A 19104-nucleotide genomic window follows, 5' to 3' on the forward strand; every position below is an offset into this window, starting at 1 on the left:
TTTTTTTGTGGTTTGTCTTGTATTCAAATTGATATAAATGGAGTAGGCCCTGTTAAATGTCCATCATGGGCTTTCATGAAATTCAATTTCTACAATACGCAATTGCTCTTTGACATCGGTAGCATTCTTGTTTTTATATAAATCTAATTCTTTTGCAGGGTCTACTTCTACAATTTTATCGAAGGCGTCTTTCTCGATATGGTCACCAATCAATTCAATGGTTATTTTTTTTGCCAAAATTTGTTTTAAAGGCATTGTAATGTATCCTAAACTTTGCCAAGTATTTTCTTGATACACTTCTTCGCCATCGGCTAATATACGAATTGGGTAGCTTTTAGTGCGCCACCCTGTAAGTTTAGCAACACATGTGGTTACTACCGATGGTTTCGCTAGGGTATAGGTTACTTGCCCTGTACTTATTCGGCCATCATTAGTCCATTCGGTGAGTTCGTCACCGTCATAACTATTATAAGCCGCATCGTTATTGGATTGTACTGAAACATGACTTATAAAAACAGGGTGTCTTTTTATGGTATAAGTAGGGACCTTTGGGGTAGACCCTCTTTCTAAATTTGAAGGTAAATTGTGGTTTGGTAATTCTGTTGAAAGACCATTATTAGTAATAAAAGGACGTGTTTTTAAGGTGATTTTTGCAGATTTTAAATGATTTGATGTAGCTGTAATATTGATTTTATCTGTCTTCAAACCTGACTTAATCATAATTCTGTTAACACCATTTTCAACAGGAAACTTTTTGGAAAGAATGTAATTGTCTGGACCTTGGGCAATACCTCCTAACCATGTTGCATCGCCTTTTAAAGAAAATTCAATCAAACTATTGTCAATGGGGCATCTAGGGCCGTTTTTGTCTACCACTTCAACATCAACTAAGGCAACATCAGCATTATTTGCTGAAAACCCAGTAGGGCTTGTGTGCGGTGTTAATTTAATTTCAAAAGGCTCTCCAGCGGTTGTTTTACTGTCTTTACTAATTATTTTTCCATTGGTGTTATAATTGACTGCTTTAATCGTTCCAACTTCCCGTTTTATGTTTTCAAAAGTGAATAAAAACTGCTTGCTTTGTTTGCCAAAACCTTTAGATGTTCCGTTTACAAAAAGTTCAACCTTGTCACCAGAATATACGACATAGATATTTTTTATTACACCTTCCATACCGCTGTCATGAACATCGCTCATACCCATGGTATAAATAGTATTGATGTTTTTTGCTTCCTTTACTCGGGTTTCCCAATACTTAAACACATGGTCTTTGTTGGTTTTGTAATTAAAACCTTCGAATTTATTTTTATCCCATTCGTTCACATTGTTACGTAACATAGGTTCTGCATGGGAAGTGCCAATAACTATGTTGTATAAGCTTGCCATTTTAGTATTGTTTGGATAATAGAAAAATGCTTTGGTACTTGGATGCATGACAGGCCAAATGGTATTGGCATTTAGGTGTAATAGAAGTTCAAATATTTTAGAATACGTTTTTGGACTAATATCGCCTGTTTCGGGTTCAAAAGTTTTGACTGTCCAGGGGTGTAAACCCCGATCTTCATCATTTAAAAAGATGCCACGATAAGTGACTAAAGGCGGATTGCTATAATAGTCTGGTTGGTTTAAGAAGAGTTCGTTACTTTGTCCAACAGGTACATCAGCCCACCAATACCATGTTGAAGCGCCTATTTTTTTTGAAATATTAAAAACGTCATAGGCAGTACTACGTATATTGGTTCCTGCAATAATAAAGACGTTTTTTGTTTTTCTATTTGGATTTGAAATGGTTTTATAGAGATAGCTTTTCCATTGGTTTTCAAATTCAGTTTTAATATCTTTTTTATTTAAAAAGAAAGCAATGAATTTTGGATGAATACTTCCAATAACAATTACATTACCATTTGCTTGTTTTATACGTGTAACAATTTCGGGTTTGTAATTGGTGATTTTAAAAATATCATCTGCTAGTAAAAAAGCCGATATAGAATCTAAAGAGCTACTATTTTTATCGTACAAGATATATGTTTGATTTTTTGAAGTAAAAATATCAAAAATATTCCAATTTAAATTTTCTTCAGCTAAGGAAAAAGTATTAGCCAATAAAATTTGGTTTCCAAAAATCAGACTTAAAATCGGCAAAAAATATTTCATTAATTCATTTTGTAAATTTCAGCTCCAGCTAACAGAAAACACCCTAAACCATAATCTTCAAAATCAGGAACTTTATCGTAAGATAATGGTTGTCCATCTTTAGGTTCTTTTCCTGTAGATTGCAAGTAACCTAAAAATCCGTTATCATGCAACGCTTCCTTTATCATAGCGTTCCACGCTTTTTCTATTACAGGCAAGTATTTGTTTCTATCTAAAATACTATTGTTTACACCATAAGTCATGCCATAAACAAATAAAGCAGTACCTGAGGTTTCCTTACCACCATAATGTTTTGGATCATGCAAGCTTACGTTCCAAAAGCCATCTTTTCTTTGAATAGGGACTAAGGCTTCTGCCATCGATTTTAAATCGACAATGTATTGCTCTCTGTGTGGAGCATCTTCTGGAATGATAGCCAATACTTTTGCCAATGCCGCAATTACCCAGCCATTACCACGACTCCAATAGGAATCTTCACCATTTGGCTCTGTATAAGGAGGGTCGAAATCGGCATCACGCCACCACAATCCATCTTTTGGGTTAAAAAGTCCGTTATCACCATGATTGTTTCTTGTGTACATGTACATGTCGTACATTTTTTCATAATAGCGATTATCGTTTTCCAATACACCTAATTTGGCAAATACGGGCATGCCCATTTGTATGGCATCAATCCATGACCAATCGTCTAACTGTGGGGTGTTAAGCAACATATTTATACAAGATTTGGTGTTTTTTAGTTTCTTAGGGTCTGGTTCTAAATTGTATAAATCTATATAAGTTTGAGCGGCACAATAATCGTCTGCATTGCGGTTGGCGTTACCGTTTCTAAAACCCCAATTGTGAAATTCAGACCATGTATAAGCATAATCATAATAGGCTTCTTTTGGGTAAATTTCATATAAAGCCATTAAACCTTCATAATATACCCCGCGCGTCCAAATATTGCTTGGGCGTTCTTTGTTGGTAACTATGGTTTTGCCTACATCTGGCCATTTTTCCATAAAGTATTTGTTGGCTAATTCCATTTGTGCCAATACCTCCTTTTTATTAAAAGGTTGTTGTGCAAACGAAATTTGCATAATTAATAAGGCTAGGCTTATAAATAAAAGCGTCTTTTTCATCTGTTTATATTTATTATTTTAATTTGGTCATGCTTCGACAAGCTTCACTTGCTACCTTCGTTGCAAAATATATTTTGCATCTCGCTAATGCTCAGCACAGGCTTGGAGCATCCATATAATCATTCCCATATGTATCGTGAAACCGTATAAGGATGTTTCATTTTATATTGTTTAAACTTTATTCAGTTTCTTTTAAAGGTATTATTGAAATGGGTCCCAGTAAACCAGAAGACATGGATTGCCATTTTGTAGCGTCAAACTTATTATAGTCTTTATCTACCATATTTATTTCATAGAAAATTTTCCATTCTTCACCTCTAAGCTCTTTGGCACGGATTCTATTGGCAGCAAGATTGGTAACTTGTACTTTTAATTCATTTTTACCTTTTTTAAGGTGTCCTAAGTTGATGCTAAAAGGTGCAGACCAAAGGTCTCCAATATAATTCCCGTTAAGCCAAACTTTAGCGCTTTCCCTAACATCGCCCAAATTTAATTTCCAATTATCGGCTTCAATATCTGGTGCGTTAAATTCCAAAGTATAAAGTGCAGTGCCTGAGAAAGCTTCTGCTTCAGGGCTTAAAGTAGTCCAAGATTGTAACGTATTTATTTTAGCTGATGGAGGCAATTCTGGACCTCCTTTTTTAAAGCTAATTTGCCAGTTGCCTTTTAGTTCTATTGGATTTCCGCTGGCTTTAAAATAATTCCAATTTGGATAAGATTTAGTGGTTTCGGTTTTAAGAATGAACGATTGCCCGGGTTCTATACGAAGTTTTACTAAGGTAGTATTGGTTTCTTTTTTTACAAGGGCATTGCCATATTTTTTAGTTAAAGGGTCTAAAATGATGACTTCTTTGTTTTCTGTGGCTAGCGGAACATAATCATCTATAATTTTAGATGTATGATTAACTACATAGTATATTTTTTCACCATCAATAGCTCTTTTAATAAATTTCAACCCTGTTTTAACTAAAGTTTCTGGGTAAACCTTCGCCGTTTCTAAATCTTTAAACAAGTTTGAAGTTAGGTTTAAAAGGCTGTTGTTCTCTGAAATTACTTGTGATAATTTTGAGTTTTGCGCTTCGTAATTATAAAATCCTGGAACCGAATTTGGTAAGCCTTCAAAAAGAATAGGTGCGCCCGACTTTTTTAATGCTATCAATTTTTCTAAAGTTGCCATTGGCATTTTTTCGCAATTTGGAATAACTAATGATTTGTAGTTGCCTCCTGGGAGCATAATCAGTCCGTCTTTAAAAGTTGCCTGTGCAATAAAATTATCTGAGATAAAATCGACGCCATAGCCGTTACTCATTAATTTTTTTGTTGTGTTGTAAAATGGTGTGTCGTGCAACCATTCATTTAACGAGTGGATTTTAAATTGAAAAAACAAGTTTCCTCCTAAGTTTTTGCCCCAAGTATCGTAAATAGGCCAATACAGTAGGATTTCATTGTCTGGTTTTCCCGATTGAAGCATCGATTGGCAATTGGCAATATAAGAAAACAGAGAAGGTACATCTTCCCAAATGGTATTGGTAGCGTTAAAATTGACCGATGCATAGAATTTCCATCCAGGCCATTCGGCTTGTTTTGGGGAGTAGGTTGATCCATGTAAAAACACATGGTTTATACCGTTTAAAAGTAAATCTTCAACTTCAGGTTTGCATTGGGACAATGCTGTTTTAAAGTGGTCGCGTAGCCATGTAAAAGTTTCCGATGAGGTTAAGGGTTTACCCGAAATATGTGCCGCCGATGATGAAAACTTCAACATAACGGGATCGGCATCGCCTTCTCTAATATCTTCTTGTTCACGTCTGAAGCCTGGAATATCGTAAGGCATAGAGCCAAAAGTTTCACATTCTGGAATATCTGCAGAAGCATACAGGTCTATTAAATTTCCGGGAGACCCATGTGCTTGCAACTTTGTTTTAAAGTTTTTAAAATGCGCCCAATTTGTCCAAGGAATATCAAATTTGTTTAACAGTAAATCTGATAGGGTTTCTCTGTAATCACTTTTAATTCTATTACCAATTTCAGTGTCTTCATTATTTAATAATTGAGGTAAATAGGGTCTTAAATCGTAGCCTCGGCGTATTTCGAATTCTCCAAAAAACATGGGGGTAAAATCGGTACCATACACTTCGTAACTGTCGTTAAAAATAGCGCGTAATCTACCTTCAAAATCTTTAAGCGCTTTATTAAAAGGCTCAGTGTATGTGAATAATGCTTCAGATGAATAGTGGTCTAAGGTAAATCCACTTCCACCCGGGGCAGCACGTTTAACCTGTTGCCCTGTTTTACCAGCAAAAATGGCATAAATGGTGTAATTGGTATTTGTTGCTTTCCACTCTAAATGGTTTCCTTTTAAATTTGAGGTTAAATCTACATACGACGAGTCGCTGCCATAGGCTAAGACATTTAGTAGTTGTGAGATATCTTTGTTTTTATCGTTTTTCGCAACAATTTCTTTATTGAAAGTTTCACCTTTTTTTACTTTATAAGTTTCAACCAATAATTTTGTTGCAGCATTGTTAGCAGTAACTTGTGGACCACCATAGGGCCAGCCTGTACCTAAAACCATGTCAACTTGCATACCCAAACTATCGGCTATTGTAACGGTGTAGTTTAGCATATCTAACCATTTTGGCGATAGGTAATCAATAAAATTATCTTCTTGTCCTTTTACACCATAAATAGGTGTTATTTCTACACCACCAATACCGGCTTTATGAAAATCTATTAAACTCGATTTGATGTTGGGTTTATCTACGGCGCTACCCATCCACCACCAACGTGTCCAAGGTTTGTTTACATTGCTTTGTTCTGGCCAAGGCGATGTTTTGTCTTGGTCATTCACTTTACAGTTAAAAAAAGATATAAAGGCTAAAAATAAGAGCGCATGTTTAAGCTTCATTTTGATTTATTTAATGCTTTAGTATGTTTTGGTTTTTAAAAATAAACTTTTTTTAATCGACTATAAATTTGAGTTGGTTTGAAATTTATAAAGAAGGTCTTTTAATGTCTACAGCATAAATTTGTGTGCTTCCTTCAAAGTTAGCTCTAAAAATAATTTGTTTTCCATTAGGAGAAAAATGGACATTAGGTTCTAAATCGTAGTCATGATTTTTCATGTCAACTAATTTTTTAGATACCAAACTATCTCCTTTCGGTGTAAAATGGTAAAGCCACATACCATCTTTAGCATGGGCCACCTGACCTTCATCGCCACCATCACCAGCAAAGGTTTTTTGATCTGGTGATATATTGAAATGTATAGACCATTCGTCTCGTTTTAAGGCATATCTGGTTTCTTCTCCCGTATCTAAATGTTTCCCTGCTAAATAAAAGGTTTCGCCTCTGGGAATTTGAAGGTCGAACCAAATGGTGTTTCCGTCAGGGCTAAAAAACTCATGACCTGCAATTTCTCTGTAAACAGTTCTTTTATGAATTAGTTCATTCTTTTTTGTTTTTATATGGATGTTCCAAATACGATCTACTTTATGCCAAGGTCCTTCGTGGCAATACATTAATAAATCGGGGTCTGTTGGTGAAAATTGGATGTGGTTTAACCAAGCATTTTCAGAATAGATGTTATTAAATTCTTTGGTGTTTACATGGATTGTGATGAGGCTTCTTTCAAGTTTTGCTTCATAAATTTTATCAAAATAGTCCGATTTTCTAGGATTCTTTTTAAAAATATCGTTTTCTTCCTTAGTTATTAAAGCACCACCCAAAAGGGTTTCATCGGCGTTAAGACTGGTGACAGAACCAATAACATCGTCACTGAATTTGTAAATGAATTCAGTTGTATGGGTGTCAATATGGGTTGCAAAAACACTGTCTTGTATCATATAAAATACTTTTCGTGTTTTTTTGCCTAGAATCTCACCTCTTTTATTGCCCTTTTTTGTGGTAATCTGATTTATGTTTTTTGTTTTTAAATTGACTGAAAAAAACTGGTTGCCCGTTTCTGTGTTTCCAGAGAAAATCATTAAATCGCTGTTGCCGTCTTCCGATTTTAAAAACGGATTGTTATGAAAGTAAAAACTACGGTTGTCGCCAGCTCTATTTACCAATTTTTCTATTTTATGGCCAGTAGTAGAATCTATCCAAACTTTAGCTAACGAACTTGCTTTGCTTGTTTGCATTATGGGAATTTGAATGCTAGTTGTATTAGCGTCTTTGGCTATATCCGATTTGGTTGGTTTTACTTTACAAGAGAAGCTTATCAAAATTAAGAACAGTAGGAGAGTTTTAATAAGTTTCATCTTTTTTATATTAAGTTTTTTTTATATTAGTATCAAAAGAGATACTTATCTAATTTTATTTCTATTGTCACATTGAGCTTGTTGAAATGTGTCTTTTTAATGTCTTCGACACGCTTAGACTGACAGTTGTGTTGTTTAATATAATCAACTACATCCAATAAGATATTTTAGTAAAAATATAGTTTGCCACAATAAACTCTATCCTGTGGCATCCTGTTACCTATTTAACAGTTGTTATTCTTTTTTTGGTAATTCGCTAAAATTAACAACATGTTCATGAATGTGTTTTTCACTTGTAATGGAATCTACTACGACATGGTTTAGAAAAATATTTTTTATAGGAAGTTCAGCCTGTCCTGTAATTTTTGATATATATTCGGTTTTGGTAGCTCTTATGTTTTTTAAATAAACACGTTCTATGGGGGTTAGCTTACGTTCTATAGTAGGTACTAAATCCCGCCATTGGTATAGCACATCGGTTTCTATACCTAGAACACCATTTTGTATGCTGCCTGCATTAATATTTTCTACGTATATATTTTTTACATAGCCACCACGACGCTCATTGGTTTTTATAAATACCAAGTGAAACATTTTAGCGCCATCAACCACATTACAATTTTCAACAAACACATTTTCTATACCACCTGATAATTCGCTGCCTATGGCCAATAATTGGTGTCCGTTTTTCATGGTGCAATTTCGCATGACAATATTTTTTGAAGGGGTGTTTAATCGCCAAGCATCTTGGTTTCTTCCGGATTTTACGGCAATGGCATCATCTCCTTGGTCAAAAACACAATCTTCAATTAGGATGTTTTGACTCATCTCTGGGTCAACGCCATCATTATTATGTCCATGAGCTTTCACTTTTATATTTTTAATAAGCATGTTCTTGGAAAGGTAAGGGTGAATGGTCCAAAACGGACTGTTTTCAATAGAAATACCCTCAAGCAAAATATTTTCGCTACGGTTAAATTGAATAAAGTGTGGGCGGAAGTTAGCAGAATCGTTAACCATTTGACGTTCTTCAACGGGTTTGTTATAAGATGCCAAGTTGTAAAGCCTTTTTAAGCTGTTCATGTGTGGTTTTGGGCGTGCAAACCATGTTTCCCAAATAGTCATTTTGGCTTTTAGCTTTCCTTCACCTGTAATAGCAATATTTTTACATTCATAGGCATATATTAGGGGTGAATAGTTGTAACATTCCAGGCCTTCCCAAGTGGTGTGGACTGCCGGTAAATAGTCCTTAGGATTTTCAGAGAAAAGCAATGTGGCACCTTTGTTTAAATGTAGATTAACATGGCTTTTTAAATGAATTTTTTTAGTAAGCCATTCGCCCTTAGGAATTATAACGATGCCGCCTCCAATTTTGTTTGCTTCATCAATAGCTTTTGAAATGGCTTTAGACGTGAGTTCTTTGTCACCTTGAACCGCTCCAAAGTCTGTAATTAAAAATGACTTACAGTTACTAAAGTCGGGTATCTTAATAGTGGGCATTTCGAAAGGTGCTTCAACTTGTATTTCGATTATTTTAATATGAGTTTCTTCTTTTTTACATGAAAATATTATCAATATTAGAATGAGTAACAGTGTTTTAGTTATTTTCATAGATCCATTAGTTAATGCTTTTAGCATTTAGTAAAAATAGAGTATGGATTAATTAATTCTATCCTGTGGCATCCTGTTTGGGTATATGGTTCAATTTTAATTCTAGTGCGAGTAAAACTTAGAAACAAAACCAGTGCTTAAAAAAGATATAAATTTTTAAGCAATTATGGATTATGCTTCAGATTAGAACTCGTGCTCAATGGAAATGTGGCGAAAACAGATCTTTTTATAGTGATGGCTCTCAGTCATTTGGAAAATAATGCTTTAAAAACAGGGACCACTGCAATGAATTATATCAATTCAAATTTAAATATGAATACCTACTATTTGTCTAACCCAGATTTATCTGTTACTACTGCAGCGTCAGATTTGACATTAACATCATTCCCTAGTAATTTACTTGCATTAGATGAAGCTGTTCTTTCTTAAATTGGTGCCTCAAGTGATTATGAGTGTGCATTAAATTTTATTCTTAACGAGCGTACGCGAGAGCTGTTAGGTGAACGGCAACGTTGGGAAACATTATCGCTTACAGGTACGTTGATAAAACGAGCAAAAGTTTTTAATCAAGAAGCTGCTGTTAATATTATTGCTAATAAGCATGGACTTCGTCCAATTTCACAATCTTTTATTGATGGGTTGCTAAATGAAGCTGGAACCAATTTATCTGACTCTCAAGAATTGTTAAATTTATCATTGGTACAGTATAGCACAGGATGCCCTTAAAACAGCCATTATATATATTTGGTATTAATTGTTTAAAAATGGTTTTCTTTAGATTGTCTGAATTAAAATTTATTAAAACATTTAACATAAAAAGGCATTATGAAGTATTTAAACACAACAATAAAAAGTATAATCTTTTGTTTTTTAATAACAACAATCAATACTAATGCTCAAGTTAATGATGCAACGGTACCATTACACGCACTTCAAGCAGATTATCCAACACCTTATATAGTTCCTCAAAAGGAGAATATAAAGAAGGTTCTGGATAGGGTTTATAACTTTCTAGAAGAAAATAGTGCTAGTAAAATTATAAATGCTACGACTAAAATTGAAATTACAAACTATAAAAAAAAGGATGTAGACATTACTTTTGAGCCTGGAGCTTTTAGGCTTACAAGTTATGAATGGGGCGTAACCTATGCAGGAATGTTATTAGCCTCGAAAGCTACAGGTGAAGTGTATTATGCAGATTATTCAAACAAGCGAATAAAATTAATAACTGATATAGCCGAAAATTATCCAACAAAAAATATCAAAGATCCAGATATGCTTAAAACACTGCATCCAGAAGCATTGGATTTTGCTGGGGCACTATGCGCAGCATTTATAAAAGCTAAACAAAATGGATTAAACGCAAATGTAGATCCGTTAGTCAATAATTACATTGACTTTATTAGCAACAAACAATTTAGATTAAAAGATGGCACGTTAGCTAGAAACAGACCACAAGACCATACTTTATGGCTTGATGACCTGTTTATGAGTGTGCCTGCACTTGCCCAAATGGGTAAATATACAGGAGATGTAAAATATTTTGATGATGCTGTAAAACAAGTAAATCAGTTTTCAAAAAGAATGTTTAACCATGAAAAAGGGATATATATGCATGGTTGGGTTCAATCCATGAAGATTCATCCTCAATTCCACTGGGCGCGCGCAAATGGATGGGCAGTTATGGCAATGATAGAACTATTAGAAGTATTACCAAAAGATCATCCAGGCTATTCAGAAGTTTTGTCTCAATTACAGGCTCACATAGCAGGTTTAGTTAAATACCAAGACGGCACAGGGTTTTGGCATCAACTTTTAGATAGAAATGACACCTATCTTGAAACTTCAGCAACAGCAATATATACTTACTCCATTGCGAGAGCTATTAATAGGGGATACGTTGATAAAATGGCATACGCTCCTGGGGTATTACTTGGGTGGAACGCAGTGGCATCAAAAGTAAATGATATAGGACAAGTTGAAGGAACTTGTGTTGGAACAGGTATGGCATTTGATCCGGCTTTTTATTATTACAGGCCTATTAATGTTTTTGCAGCTCATGGTTATGGACCTGTTCTACTCGCTGGAGCAGAAGTTATTTTGTTATTAAAAGATAATGAGTTTGAAATGAATGACAGTTCATTACAACTAAAAGTAAAAAAGTAATCCAATATTAATTTTATGATGAAGTGCAAACGGTTTCTGATTATATTTTTGTCAATAATTTGTTTTTTTAATTTGTTTTCTTGTAAAGAGATTCCAAAAGGAATAACAAAACAAAAACCGCTAAATATTTTGGTAATAATAGCAGATGATGCTGGTTGGAATGATGTGGGTTATAATGGTTCTGAAATCAATACCCCTACTATTGATTGGTTAGCAAGTAATGGTGTACAACTAAATAGGTTTTATGCAAACCCAACCTGTTCACCTTCGCGCGTATCGCTATTAACGGGTATGCCGGCGAGTAGAATAGGTATTGTGGCGCCCATTAGTGATAAAAGCAATAAAACTTTGCCAGACTCGATTGTTACGCTTCCGCAAGCATTAAAAAAACACGATTATCAAAATGCATTATTTGGGAAGTGGCATTTAGGACTCGATATTTCTAATGGACCAAATGCATTTGGTTTCGATTATTCGTATGGATTTCTTCATGGGCAAATAGACCAATACACACACAGATATAAAAATGGTGATGCCAGTTGGTATAGAAACGACACCATGATTGAAGAAGAAGGACATACCACAGATCTGGTAACGAATGAAGCCATTACTTGGTTAACAAAAAAAAGGGATTTTAATAAAAACTTCTATGTTCAACTAGCATATAGTGCACCTCACTTTCCTTTACAAGAAGAAGATAAATGGAAAGAACCTTATCTAAATTCCATAACGGATAGTTCGAGAAGAGATTTTGCAGCAGCTATGTCACATATGGATCATAGTATTGGTTTAGTTTTGGAAACTTTAAAACAACAAAATTTAGAAGACAACACTTTGGTTATATTTATAAGTGACAATGGTGCTATGGAAAATTGGTATCCTGTGGGTCAATATGATGGTAAATTTGGGCCAAACCCAGTATTGGGTAATAATTTCCCATTACGTGATTGGAAAACTTCAAATTATGAAGGCGCTATTCGGGTACCCGCCATTGTGTATTGGAAAAACCAATTAAAACCACAAGCCAATGCCAACTTTATGTCTATCAGCGATGTTATGCCTACCATACTTTCATTAATAGGTCAAAATATTCCGAAGCATGTAGAAGGTGTTAACGTGTGGTCATCCATTCAAGATTCAGAAATAAAAACAACGCACGATATTTATGTGCGTGGTCATATTCAAGAAAGTTTAATACATCAACCTTGGAAAATTATAAGATCTCGAAATAAAGATAATTCAGCTGCTTCATACGAACTGTTCAATATAGAAATCGATCCCGAAGAAAAAGATAATATCATTAATAAAGATATTGCCGTTACTTCAAAAATGAAGTTATTCTTAGATAAACAATTTGCTAAAGATGATAAAACAGTGAATAAAGCATTAGAATAATACCATTTCAAAACTTAATATTTTGCATATTTCGGGTACTGGGGAAGATTACCAGAAAATAAAGAAAAGAGACTTACCAAACACGACAAAGTTCTATTCAAGTAGCCGAATTGGAATACGCAAATGGTGAGATTGTTTGTAATAGAAATAACCCCGTATATAGTAACCTCAAACCAACAGAATAATGAGTAATACAAAAAGAAACGCTTTTAAAATGAAATTAAAACCTGGTTTTGAAGCTGAATATAAAAAGCGTCATGATGACATTTGGCCCGAATTATCGACACTACTTTCAGAAACGGGTATTCAGGATTATAGCATTTTTTTAGATGAAGAAACCTTAACGCTTTTTGCGGTTCAAAAAATAAGTAAAGATTTTGATGAAGCTTATTTGCCTAACCATCCTATAGTAAAAAAGTGGTGGGCATATATGGCAGATATTATGGATACCAATTCAGATAATTCACCAGTTTCCAAACCATTAAAAGAGGTTTTTCATTTAGATTGATTTTTTTCTTTTTTATAGAAAATACCAATTTATGATTGATTATTGTTCAATATAAATATAGCCTCTTAAATCTATTTCCTTTGCCTTTTTTAGAGTTTCAGCAATAGTTTCAGCTGTAAAAGTGGCACCCTCTAAATTAGTATGTGTATGGTCTTGAGGAAAGAATGCTTTTACTTTTTCTTTTCCTAAAGCTTCATATCTTTTGGCAACAAGATCGTTTACGTCTATAAAAAATGCATCTTCGGCAATAGCAACTTCCTTTGCCCATTTTACATAGGTTTCGGTTCTTCGTTCAACTTTGCCTTTTGGCCATTCATTGCGAGGTGTTAAACTTAAAACAATTGGAATAGCACCCTTTTCTCTTGTTTCTTGAATCATTTTTTTCATATACCAACCATAAGTATGCACGGTTTCTGTAATACTACTATCTCTAACAATAGTTTGTGTTTCGTCTCCAATGCCTCTTAAAGAGCCACGGTATTTGGCTTTGTCAATATTTCCTGCATCGTTATGTCCAAACTGAATGAATACAAAATCACCTGATCGAAATTCTTTTTTAGCAGACTTCCATAATCCTTCAAAATTAAAGGTTCTAGTGCTCCGACCTCCTCTTGCTTTATTTATAATGTTTACTTGGGTAGTGTCGCAAAATTGAGGAAAAGACACACCCCAACCGATGGTATTTGGATTGTTGCTACTTGCCATGGTAGAATCGCCTATTAAAAAAATATTTTTCTTTTTGGGAAGCTCTATTTGCGGATTTGAAGCTATATGATTTTTAAGCGAATTAGTTGTTTCTTTTAGTTCATCAACAATAATGGAAGCGGCCATAAGTGCGCCTTTTGCTGATGTATGTGTGTGGTCACGTTTGTAAAAATAGGCTCCTGTAACTTTTTCTTCTCCAAACTTTTCTAATTTGGAAGCCATCTTATCATTTAAATCAATAAAAGTAACGTTGTTTCTTTCAGCTATTTGTTTTGCCCATAATCCATAAGAGGTGTTGTTTCTTGGTATCTTGCCTTCTTTCCAATCGTTTTCAGGTATTGGTGATATTATTATAGGAATGGCGCCTTTTGACTTGGCGTCTTTCACAATTTTTTCAAGATACCAACCGTAGCTATGTACTATTTCATGCTTTTTGGTAATCATATTATCAATTTCTTCGGTTTCATCGCCGATACCTTTGATGGTACCTCTGGCTCTAAGGGTGTCGTTTATTGGGCCATTATCGTTATGTCCGAATTGAATTAAAACATAATCGCCTGCTTTTAATTTATCGTTTACGGCGTCCCACAAGCCTAGGTTTTGATAGGTTCTGCTACTGGTACCCCCTAAGGCATGATTTTCAACGGATACTTTTGTTGAATCTAACAACTGACCAATAAAATCGCCCCAACCCCAAAGGCCGCCAGAACCATCACCACGTCCGTTTTTTACGGTTGAATCGCCCACAGTGTATACTGTTGGTTTGGTGTTTTGTGCCGTGACGCAAATTGTAAATAAAAAGGTTGAACATAAAAGGGTTAAAAATTGTAATGTTTTCATTTGTATAAATTGTAATTGTTTTTAAAAAGTCAGATGGAAACCAAAGGTTTACGAATTCCATCTTCCAATATTTATGTTATGAGTAATTTCCTTTGTTTATCATCGGTTGGTATGTAAAATGTGGTTTATAGGGATTTCATAATAAAATTTAATTAATTGTCTCTAAAATCAAACCATAAAACCATAGGGATACCATCATCACCACTTTTAATCCGAATATTGGTAGGTTGGCTTTCTGGTCCTTGATGTTCTAAAGGTTTAAAAGATCGCATGGCCGGTATTTCATACATGAATGAGATGTTGCCTTCTGGAAATTCGGGTTGTGGATGCGAACCAGGGAAGCCATTTTTAGGTAAATCGGGCGTAAACAATCTTAAAAATAATTTATCATTTTCACTAAAAAACTTAATATTGCCTTGTTCTGTTTTAAGATTGGCACCTATTAAATTGGCATGATAGCCTTTAAACTCTGGATACACTAAATTTTCAAAACTTTCTCCTGTTATCGTATTGTTATAGTCTTTCTCCCAAAGACCGAAGGTGGTGCCTTTTATTCTGTTTTTCCAAACGTGGTAAGGGCCATTTCCAAACCATTTCATGCTTTTTACGCCTACTTCTGGATAATCAAACGTGATGCCAAGTTTACTGATTTTATCTTCAAAAGCAGATCCATCAAAGCCATCATTTCTGCCAGCATCTTTTAATATAATCATTTCCATTTTTAGTCTTCCATCGTTAAATAACGTCCATTTGATAGAATGAAAATGAATGCCGCCAAAATAGTTAAAGAAGCATACGGCACCATCTTTGTTTTGTTCTATGGAAACGTTTTCTACTTTAGCTTTCATACCAATAGGTTTCGGACCATTAATAAAAGGCACATTCCCTTGATTGTTTTCAATACTTGTAATTTCGCCAGTTTTAGCGTTTAAATGGATGCGTAGTTTTTCGCTAGATAAAAGAATATGGTCTTCTAATTTAGTAACGGTAGCGGTTTTTGTTGAAGTTTCTTTGGCCAGTAACTTGTTGGCAAAATAGGGCGCACGGTGAATTGGCCATGACCAAGTGTATATTTCTCTACCATGCTTATCATGTGCAGTAATTTCTAAATAGTCACCATCAAAAAAGTTGCTGGGAACTTCAAAATGCATTTTTCTGGTTTCACCTGGTTCAACACTTTCAATATGAATAGTGTTTGAGGCAATAACCTCAGCTTTATCATTGGTGTAAAGCACATTGTTAGCTGCTTTTAAAACACGGTATTCTAATTTGCAAGTATTAAGATTTGAATAAATGTATTCGTTTGTAATTAAAAATGTACCATCAAACTTTGATGTGATTAATTTGGGTTCAAACTGAATGGGCGACCACACTTCTTTTACAGTATAGAAGCTACCTTCTTTTTCTCTATGAGGGCCTAAAACCCCATCGGCAGCAAGCGAACCTTTTGAGTCGTACTTTTGTTCGCCAGTCCAATCGGTTCGTAACACAGCCTCGTCTAACATGGCCCAAATAAAACCACCTGCAAAAAGCGGACTTTCTTTATAGCGTTTCCAAAAATCTTCTAAACCGGCACCAATACCATTATCGTAAGTACCGTGCATAAATTCGGTTGGAAAAAATACGTTTTCACCATTGTTGAAGCGGTGCATACCTGTTAAATAGGTCGGGTAGTGGTGGGCGTCCCAACCATTAAAATCAGCCCAAGGATGAATAACAATTCGCTTTTGTGGGTCGTATTCATGAAATACGTGGTCGATATCGTAATTCCAACCACCTTCATTGCCATGGTCCCAAATAATTACAGATGGATGGTTTACATCGCGCTGAACGGTTTCTTTAATTAATTTAGTGCCAGTTTTGGTATCGTAACCATTTTGCCAACCAGCCACCTCATTTAATACAAACAAGCCTAAAGAATCACAAACTTCTAAAAAATGAGTGTCTGCTGGATAATGAAATCGAACGGCATTTATATTCATATCCTTTAACAAATTAACATCTAAAATGCTAATTTCCTTATCAGTACTTCTACCGGATTCTGGCCAAATAGTATGACGATTGATGCCCTTCATGATGATTTTTTTACCATTAACATAAATGCCATCTTTCTTTAGAAACTCAAGTGTTCTAAAACCAATTTTTGTTTTATAGGTGTGAAGTATGTTGTTTTTGGTTTTTAAAGTTAAAGTTAGGGTGTACAAGTTTGGAGACTCAGGATCCCAAGTATTAACGTCGCTCCATTTGGCATGTATGGTTTGGAAATTTTCTTTTTGATTTAAAGGAATGCTAATTGTAGGATATGTTTTATTATCACCAACTGGTGCGATGTTAGCTTCGATACTGGCATTTTTAGGTAGGTTTACAAGGTTTAAATCGGCAGTAAGCGAACCGTCCATTTTTGCATCAACTGCAACATGTTCTATGTACGATTTAGGCGAAACCTCTAACCACACGGGACGGTAGATGCCGCCAAACAACCACCAATCGGTTTTTCGTTCAGCATTATTAACGGTATTGTTACTTGAATGTTTGGATACATGGACTTCTAATAGGTTTTCAGCACCGTAATTTACTAAGGAGGCGATATCAAACTTAAATTCATAAAATCCACCTTGATGTGTTTCGCCTGCCGATTTACCGTTTATTTTCACATCGGTATCCGTCATAGCGCCACCAAAAACAATGGTGATATTTTTTCCTTTATAACTTGAAGGAATACTGAATTTGTATTTGTAAAACCCTTCTTCTTTACTGGGTTCTTTTTCATTTAACTCTTTATACCATCTACCATAGGTGTAGGTTCCAAAACCCTGTAGTTCCCAGTTTGATGGTACATTTATGGTACTCCAAACTTTGCTGTTATTGCCATCGGTACACATGAAATCCCATTGTACAGGGTTTTTGAAATCCTTGCCTGACAAGTATATTTTTAGGGTTTCTTGTGCCGAAATATTCAATGAGATAAGAAAAGCAAAAAATGCAATAAGTTTATTGATGTATGTTATTTTGTGTATCATAATTTTTTAGTTTCCATCTGGTTTTGCATTTTCAAATCGTGTGCTCATTGGTAAAGTCCAATCACTAAAACTGTCGGGTTTTTTAGGATTGTAGTTTGGTAAATCTGGTTTTAAATATTGGGCAATATCTAACTTTAAATCTTTAATGCTTTGTACAACACATTTAGCAATTTCATTGGCGCCAAAACTATTAAAGTGTGTGTTGTCTTCCAGTTTTTCTGTTTGCCTCGGAAATGTGTTGGCGGGATATTGTACAAAAGCTTTTCTAGAGGGTTCATCGCCCCAACTTTCATACATATCTGTTGTCATTTTAGTAACATCTATTAAAGGTACTTGCAAATCTATTGCCACTTTTCGCATAGCATCCGGAAAATCGCCATGGGTTGGTTTTAAAGAGCCATCATCATTAAAAGCTCTGCGTTGTGTTGGTGTAACTAATATTGGGATGCCACCTTTTTCTCTAAATTTAGTAATGAATTCTTTTAACGAATGGGTGTATAGCCCCCAAGCCCCATTGTCTTCCCCTTTTATTTTTTCATCATTATGTCCAAATTCTATAAAAACACAATCCCTTGGCCTCATAATAGCTAATATTTTGTCCAAGCGTTTTGCGCCTTTAAACGAACTTAGCGTAGCGCCCGACTCTGCATAATTGGCTATGACAACTTCATTTGAAAAATAATTGGTGATAAATTGCCCCCAAGATGCCCATGGTTCTAGATCTTGGTCGGTTACAGTAGAATCACCAGCTAAAAACAGGGTTTTTACATTAGTGGCGAGTGATATGTTTATACTTTGAATGACCGCAGTTCCTGAGAATTCTAAGGTGAGTTTGTCATCCCAATTTAATTGATTTTTATCACGGTCTTTAACTTTAATGTATTCTGTATCATTAATTTTTGGAGATCTAACATTTACTGCAAACGCGTATTGTTCAGTATGGTTTTTATCTAAAGCTATTTCTTTTAGCATTAATCTTCTGGATTCTACTTTTACAGTGGTTTTTGAACATTTTTTGCCTCCTAAAACTACATCTATTTTGTAATTGCCTTCGGGAAGTTTTACCGAGAAGTATATGCTTTTTTTACTGGTAATGAAGTTTTCTTTGAATTTTATGTTTTCGGCAGATTCAAAATCGAAACCATAACCTAAAACGCTATCGTACACTAGTGGTGTCGTTATGGAAATAGCATTATTTTTGTTTGATTTCGTACCAAAATCAAAACGTTTGTTAAGCTTGTTTTGTGCAGCTGCATTAAAAATGACACTGTATAAAAGCAGAAAAAAATAAGGTTTTAGGTGTCTCATTCATGAAATTT

13 protein-coding genes are annotated in these 19104 nt (G+C 34.8%); 5 read left to right on the forward strand and 8 right to left on the reverse strand.

Going from position 1 to position 19104, the window contains the following annotated elements:
* Positions 1 to 63 precede the first annotated feature (63 nt).
* The 5 genes from ACGLWY_RS12600 to ACGLWY_RS12620 all read right to left on the reverse strand — a co-directional run bounded on the left by ACGLWY_RS12600 (position 64) and on the right by ACGLWY_RS12620 (position 9151).
* Complete coding sequence (locus ACGLWY_RS12600) at positions 64 to 2154, reverse strand: glycosyl hydrolase 115 family protein (protein WP_396620023.1); 2091 nt, start codon at positions 2152 to 2154, stop codon at positions 64 to 66.
* Complete coding sequence (locus ACGLWY_RS12605) at positions 2154 to 3278, reverse strand: glycoside hydrolase family 88 protein (protein WP_396620024.1); 1125 nt, start codon at positions 3276 to 3278, stop codon at positions 2154 to 2156. The genes ACGLWY_RS12600 and ACGLWY_RS12605 overlap by 1 nt, the downstream gene beginning before the upstream one ends.
* Positions 3279 to 3456: 178 nt before the next feature.
* On the reverse strand, positions 3457 to 6186 hold the full coding sequence (locus ACGLWY_RS12610; RefSeq protein WP_396620025.1) for a glycosyl hydrolase: 2730 nt from the start codon (positions 6184 to 6186) through the stop codon (positions 3457 to 3459).
* Between the two features lie 85 nt (positions 6187 to 6271).
* On the reverse strand, positions 6272 to 7540 hold the full coding sequence (locus tag ACGLWY_RS12615) for an oligogalacturonate lyase family protein (RefSeq protein ID WP_396620026.1): 1269 nt from the start codon (positions 7538 to 7540) through the stop codon (positions 6272 to 6274).
* Between the two features lie 234 nt (positions 7541 to 7774).
* Positions 7775 to 9151 carry a glycoside hydrolase family 28 protein gene (locus ACGLWY_RS12620; RefSeq protein WP_396620027.1) on the reverse strand — a complete coding sequence of 459 codons (1377 nt, stop codon included), beginning with the start codon at positions 9149 to 9151 and terminating at the stop codon, positions 7775 to 7777.
* Positions 9152 to 9385: 234 nt separating this feature from the next.
* Between ACGLWY_RS12620 and ACGLWY_RS12625 the strand changes: the two genes are divergently transcribed.
* The 5 genes from ACGLWY_RS12625 to rhaM all read left to right on the forward strand — a co-directional run bounded on the left by ACGLWY_RS12625 (position 9386) and on the right by rhaM (position 13220).
* Positions 9386 to 9580 (forward strand): hypothetical protein, encoded by a 195-nt coding sequence (locus ACGLWY_RS12625; RefSeq protein ID WP_396620028.1) that lies wholly within the window; start codon positions 9386 to 9388, stop codon positions 9578 to 9580.
* Positions 9581 to 9691: 111 nt separating this feature from the next.
* On the forward strand, positions 9692 to 9877 hold the full coding sequence (locus tag ACGLWY_RS12630) for a hypothetical protein (RefSeq protein WP_396620029.1): 186 nt from the start codon (positions 9692 to 9694) through the stop codon (positions 9875 to 9877).
* 99 nt (positions 9878 to 9976) lie between these two features.
* Positions 9977 to 11317: a glycoside hydrolase family 105 protein gene (locus tag ACGLWY_RS12635; protein WP_396620030.1), complete on the forward strand. Its 1341-nt coding sequence runs from the start codon at positions 9977 to 9979 to the stop codon at positions 11315 to 11317.
* Positions 11318 to 11446: 129 nt separating this feature from the next.
* On the forward strand, positions 11447 to 12712 hold the full coding sequence (locus ACGLWY_RS12640) for a sulfatase-like hydrolase/transferase (RefSeq protein ID WP_396620031.1): 1266 nt from the start codon (positions 11447 to 11449) through the stop codon (positions 12710 to 12712).
* 184 nt (positions 12713 to 12896) lie between these two features.
* A complete protein-coding gene (rhaM, locus tag ACGLWY_RS12645; RefSeq protein ID WP_396620032.1) occupies positions 12897 to 13220 on the forward strand; it encodes an L-rhamnose mutarotase in 324 nt (107 codons plus the stop codon).
* Between the two features lie 39 nt (positions 13221 to 13259).
* Here rhaM and ACGLWY_RS12650 read toward each other — a convergent pair whose 3' ends face one another.
* The 3 genes from ACGLWY_RS12650 to ACGLWY_RS12660 all read right to left on the reverse strand — a co-directional run bounded on the left by ACGLWY_RS12650 (position 13260) and on the right by ACGLWY_RS12660 (position 19093).
* Entirely contained in the window at positions 13260 to 14765 is a 1506-nt protein-coding gene (locus ACGLWY_RS12650; protein ID WP_396620033.1) for a rhamnogalacturonan acetylesterase, read from the reverse strand.
* 152 nt (positions 14766 to 14917) lie between these two features.
* Positions 14918 to 17785 (reverse strand): glycoside hydrolase family 2 TIM barrel-domain containing protein, encoded by a 2868-nt coding sequence (locus ACGLWY_RS12655; protein ID WP_396620034.1) that lies wholly within the window; start codon positions 17783 to 17785, stop codon positions 14918 to 14920.
* A 6-nt stretch (positions 17786 to 17791) separates the two neighbouring features.
* Positions 17792 to 19093, reverse strand: a complete 1302-nt coding sequence (locus tag ACGLWY_RS12660) for a rhamnogalacturonan acetylesterase (protein WP_396620035.1) — start codon at positions 19091 to 19093, stop codon at positions 17792 to 17794.
* Positions 19094 to 19104: the final 11 nt, after the last annotated feature.

Origin of the sequence: Mariniflexile sp. HMF6888 (assembly GCF_044335535.1) — a bacterium.
Lineage (GTDB): Bacteria > Bacteroidota > Bacteroidia > Flavobacteriales > Flavobacteriaceae > Mariniflexile.

Coding starts and splice junctions, on each gene's coding strand:
- ACGLWY_RS12600 (WP_396620023.1), bottom strand. CDS start 2,154: ATGAAATATTTTTTGCCGATTTTAAGTCTGATTTTTGGAAACCAAATT.
- ACGLWY_RS12605 (WP_396620024.1), bottom strand. CDS start 3,278: ATGAAAAAGACGCTTTTATTTATAAGCCTAGCCTTATTAATTATGCAA.
- ACGLWY_RS12610 (WP_396620025.1), bottom strand. CDS start 6,186: ATGAAGCTTAAACATGCGCTCTTATTTTTAGCCTTTATATCTTTTTTT.
- ACGLWY_RS12615 (WP_396620026.1), bottom strand. CDS start 7,540: ATGAAACTTATTAAAACTCTCCTACTGTTCTTAATTTTGATAAGCTTC.
- ACGLWY_RS12620 (WP_396620027.1), bottom strand. CDS start 9,151: ATGAAAATAACTAAAACACTGTTACTCATTCTAATATTGATAATATTT.
- ACGLWY_RS12625 (WP_396620028.1), top strand. CDS start 9,386: ATGGCTCTCAGTCATTTGGAAAATAATGCTTTAAAAACAGGGACCACT.
- ACGLWY_RS12635 (WP_396620030.1), top strand. CDS start 9,977: ATGAAGTATTTAAACACAACAATAAAAAGTATAATCTTTTGTTTTTTA.
- rhaM (WP_396620032.1), top strand. CDS start 12,897: ATGAGTAATACAAAAAGAAACGCTTTTAAAATGAAATTAAAACCTGGT.
- ACGLWY_RS12650 (WP_396620033.1), bottom strand. CDS start 14,765: ATGAAAACATTACAATTTTTAACCCTTTTATGTTCAACCTTTTTATTT.
- ACGLWY_RS12655 (WP_396620034.1), bottom strand. CDS start 17,785: ATGATACACAAAATAACATACATCAATAAACTTATTGCATTTTTTGCT.
- ACGLWY_RS12660 (WP_396620035.1), bottom strand. CDS start 19,093: ATGAGACACCTAAAACCTTATTTTTTTCTGCTTTTATACAGTGTCATT.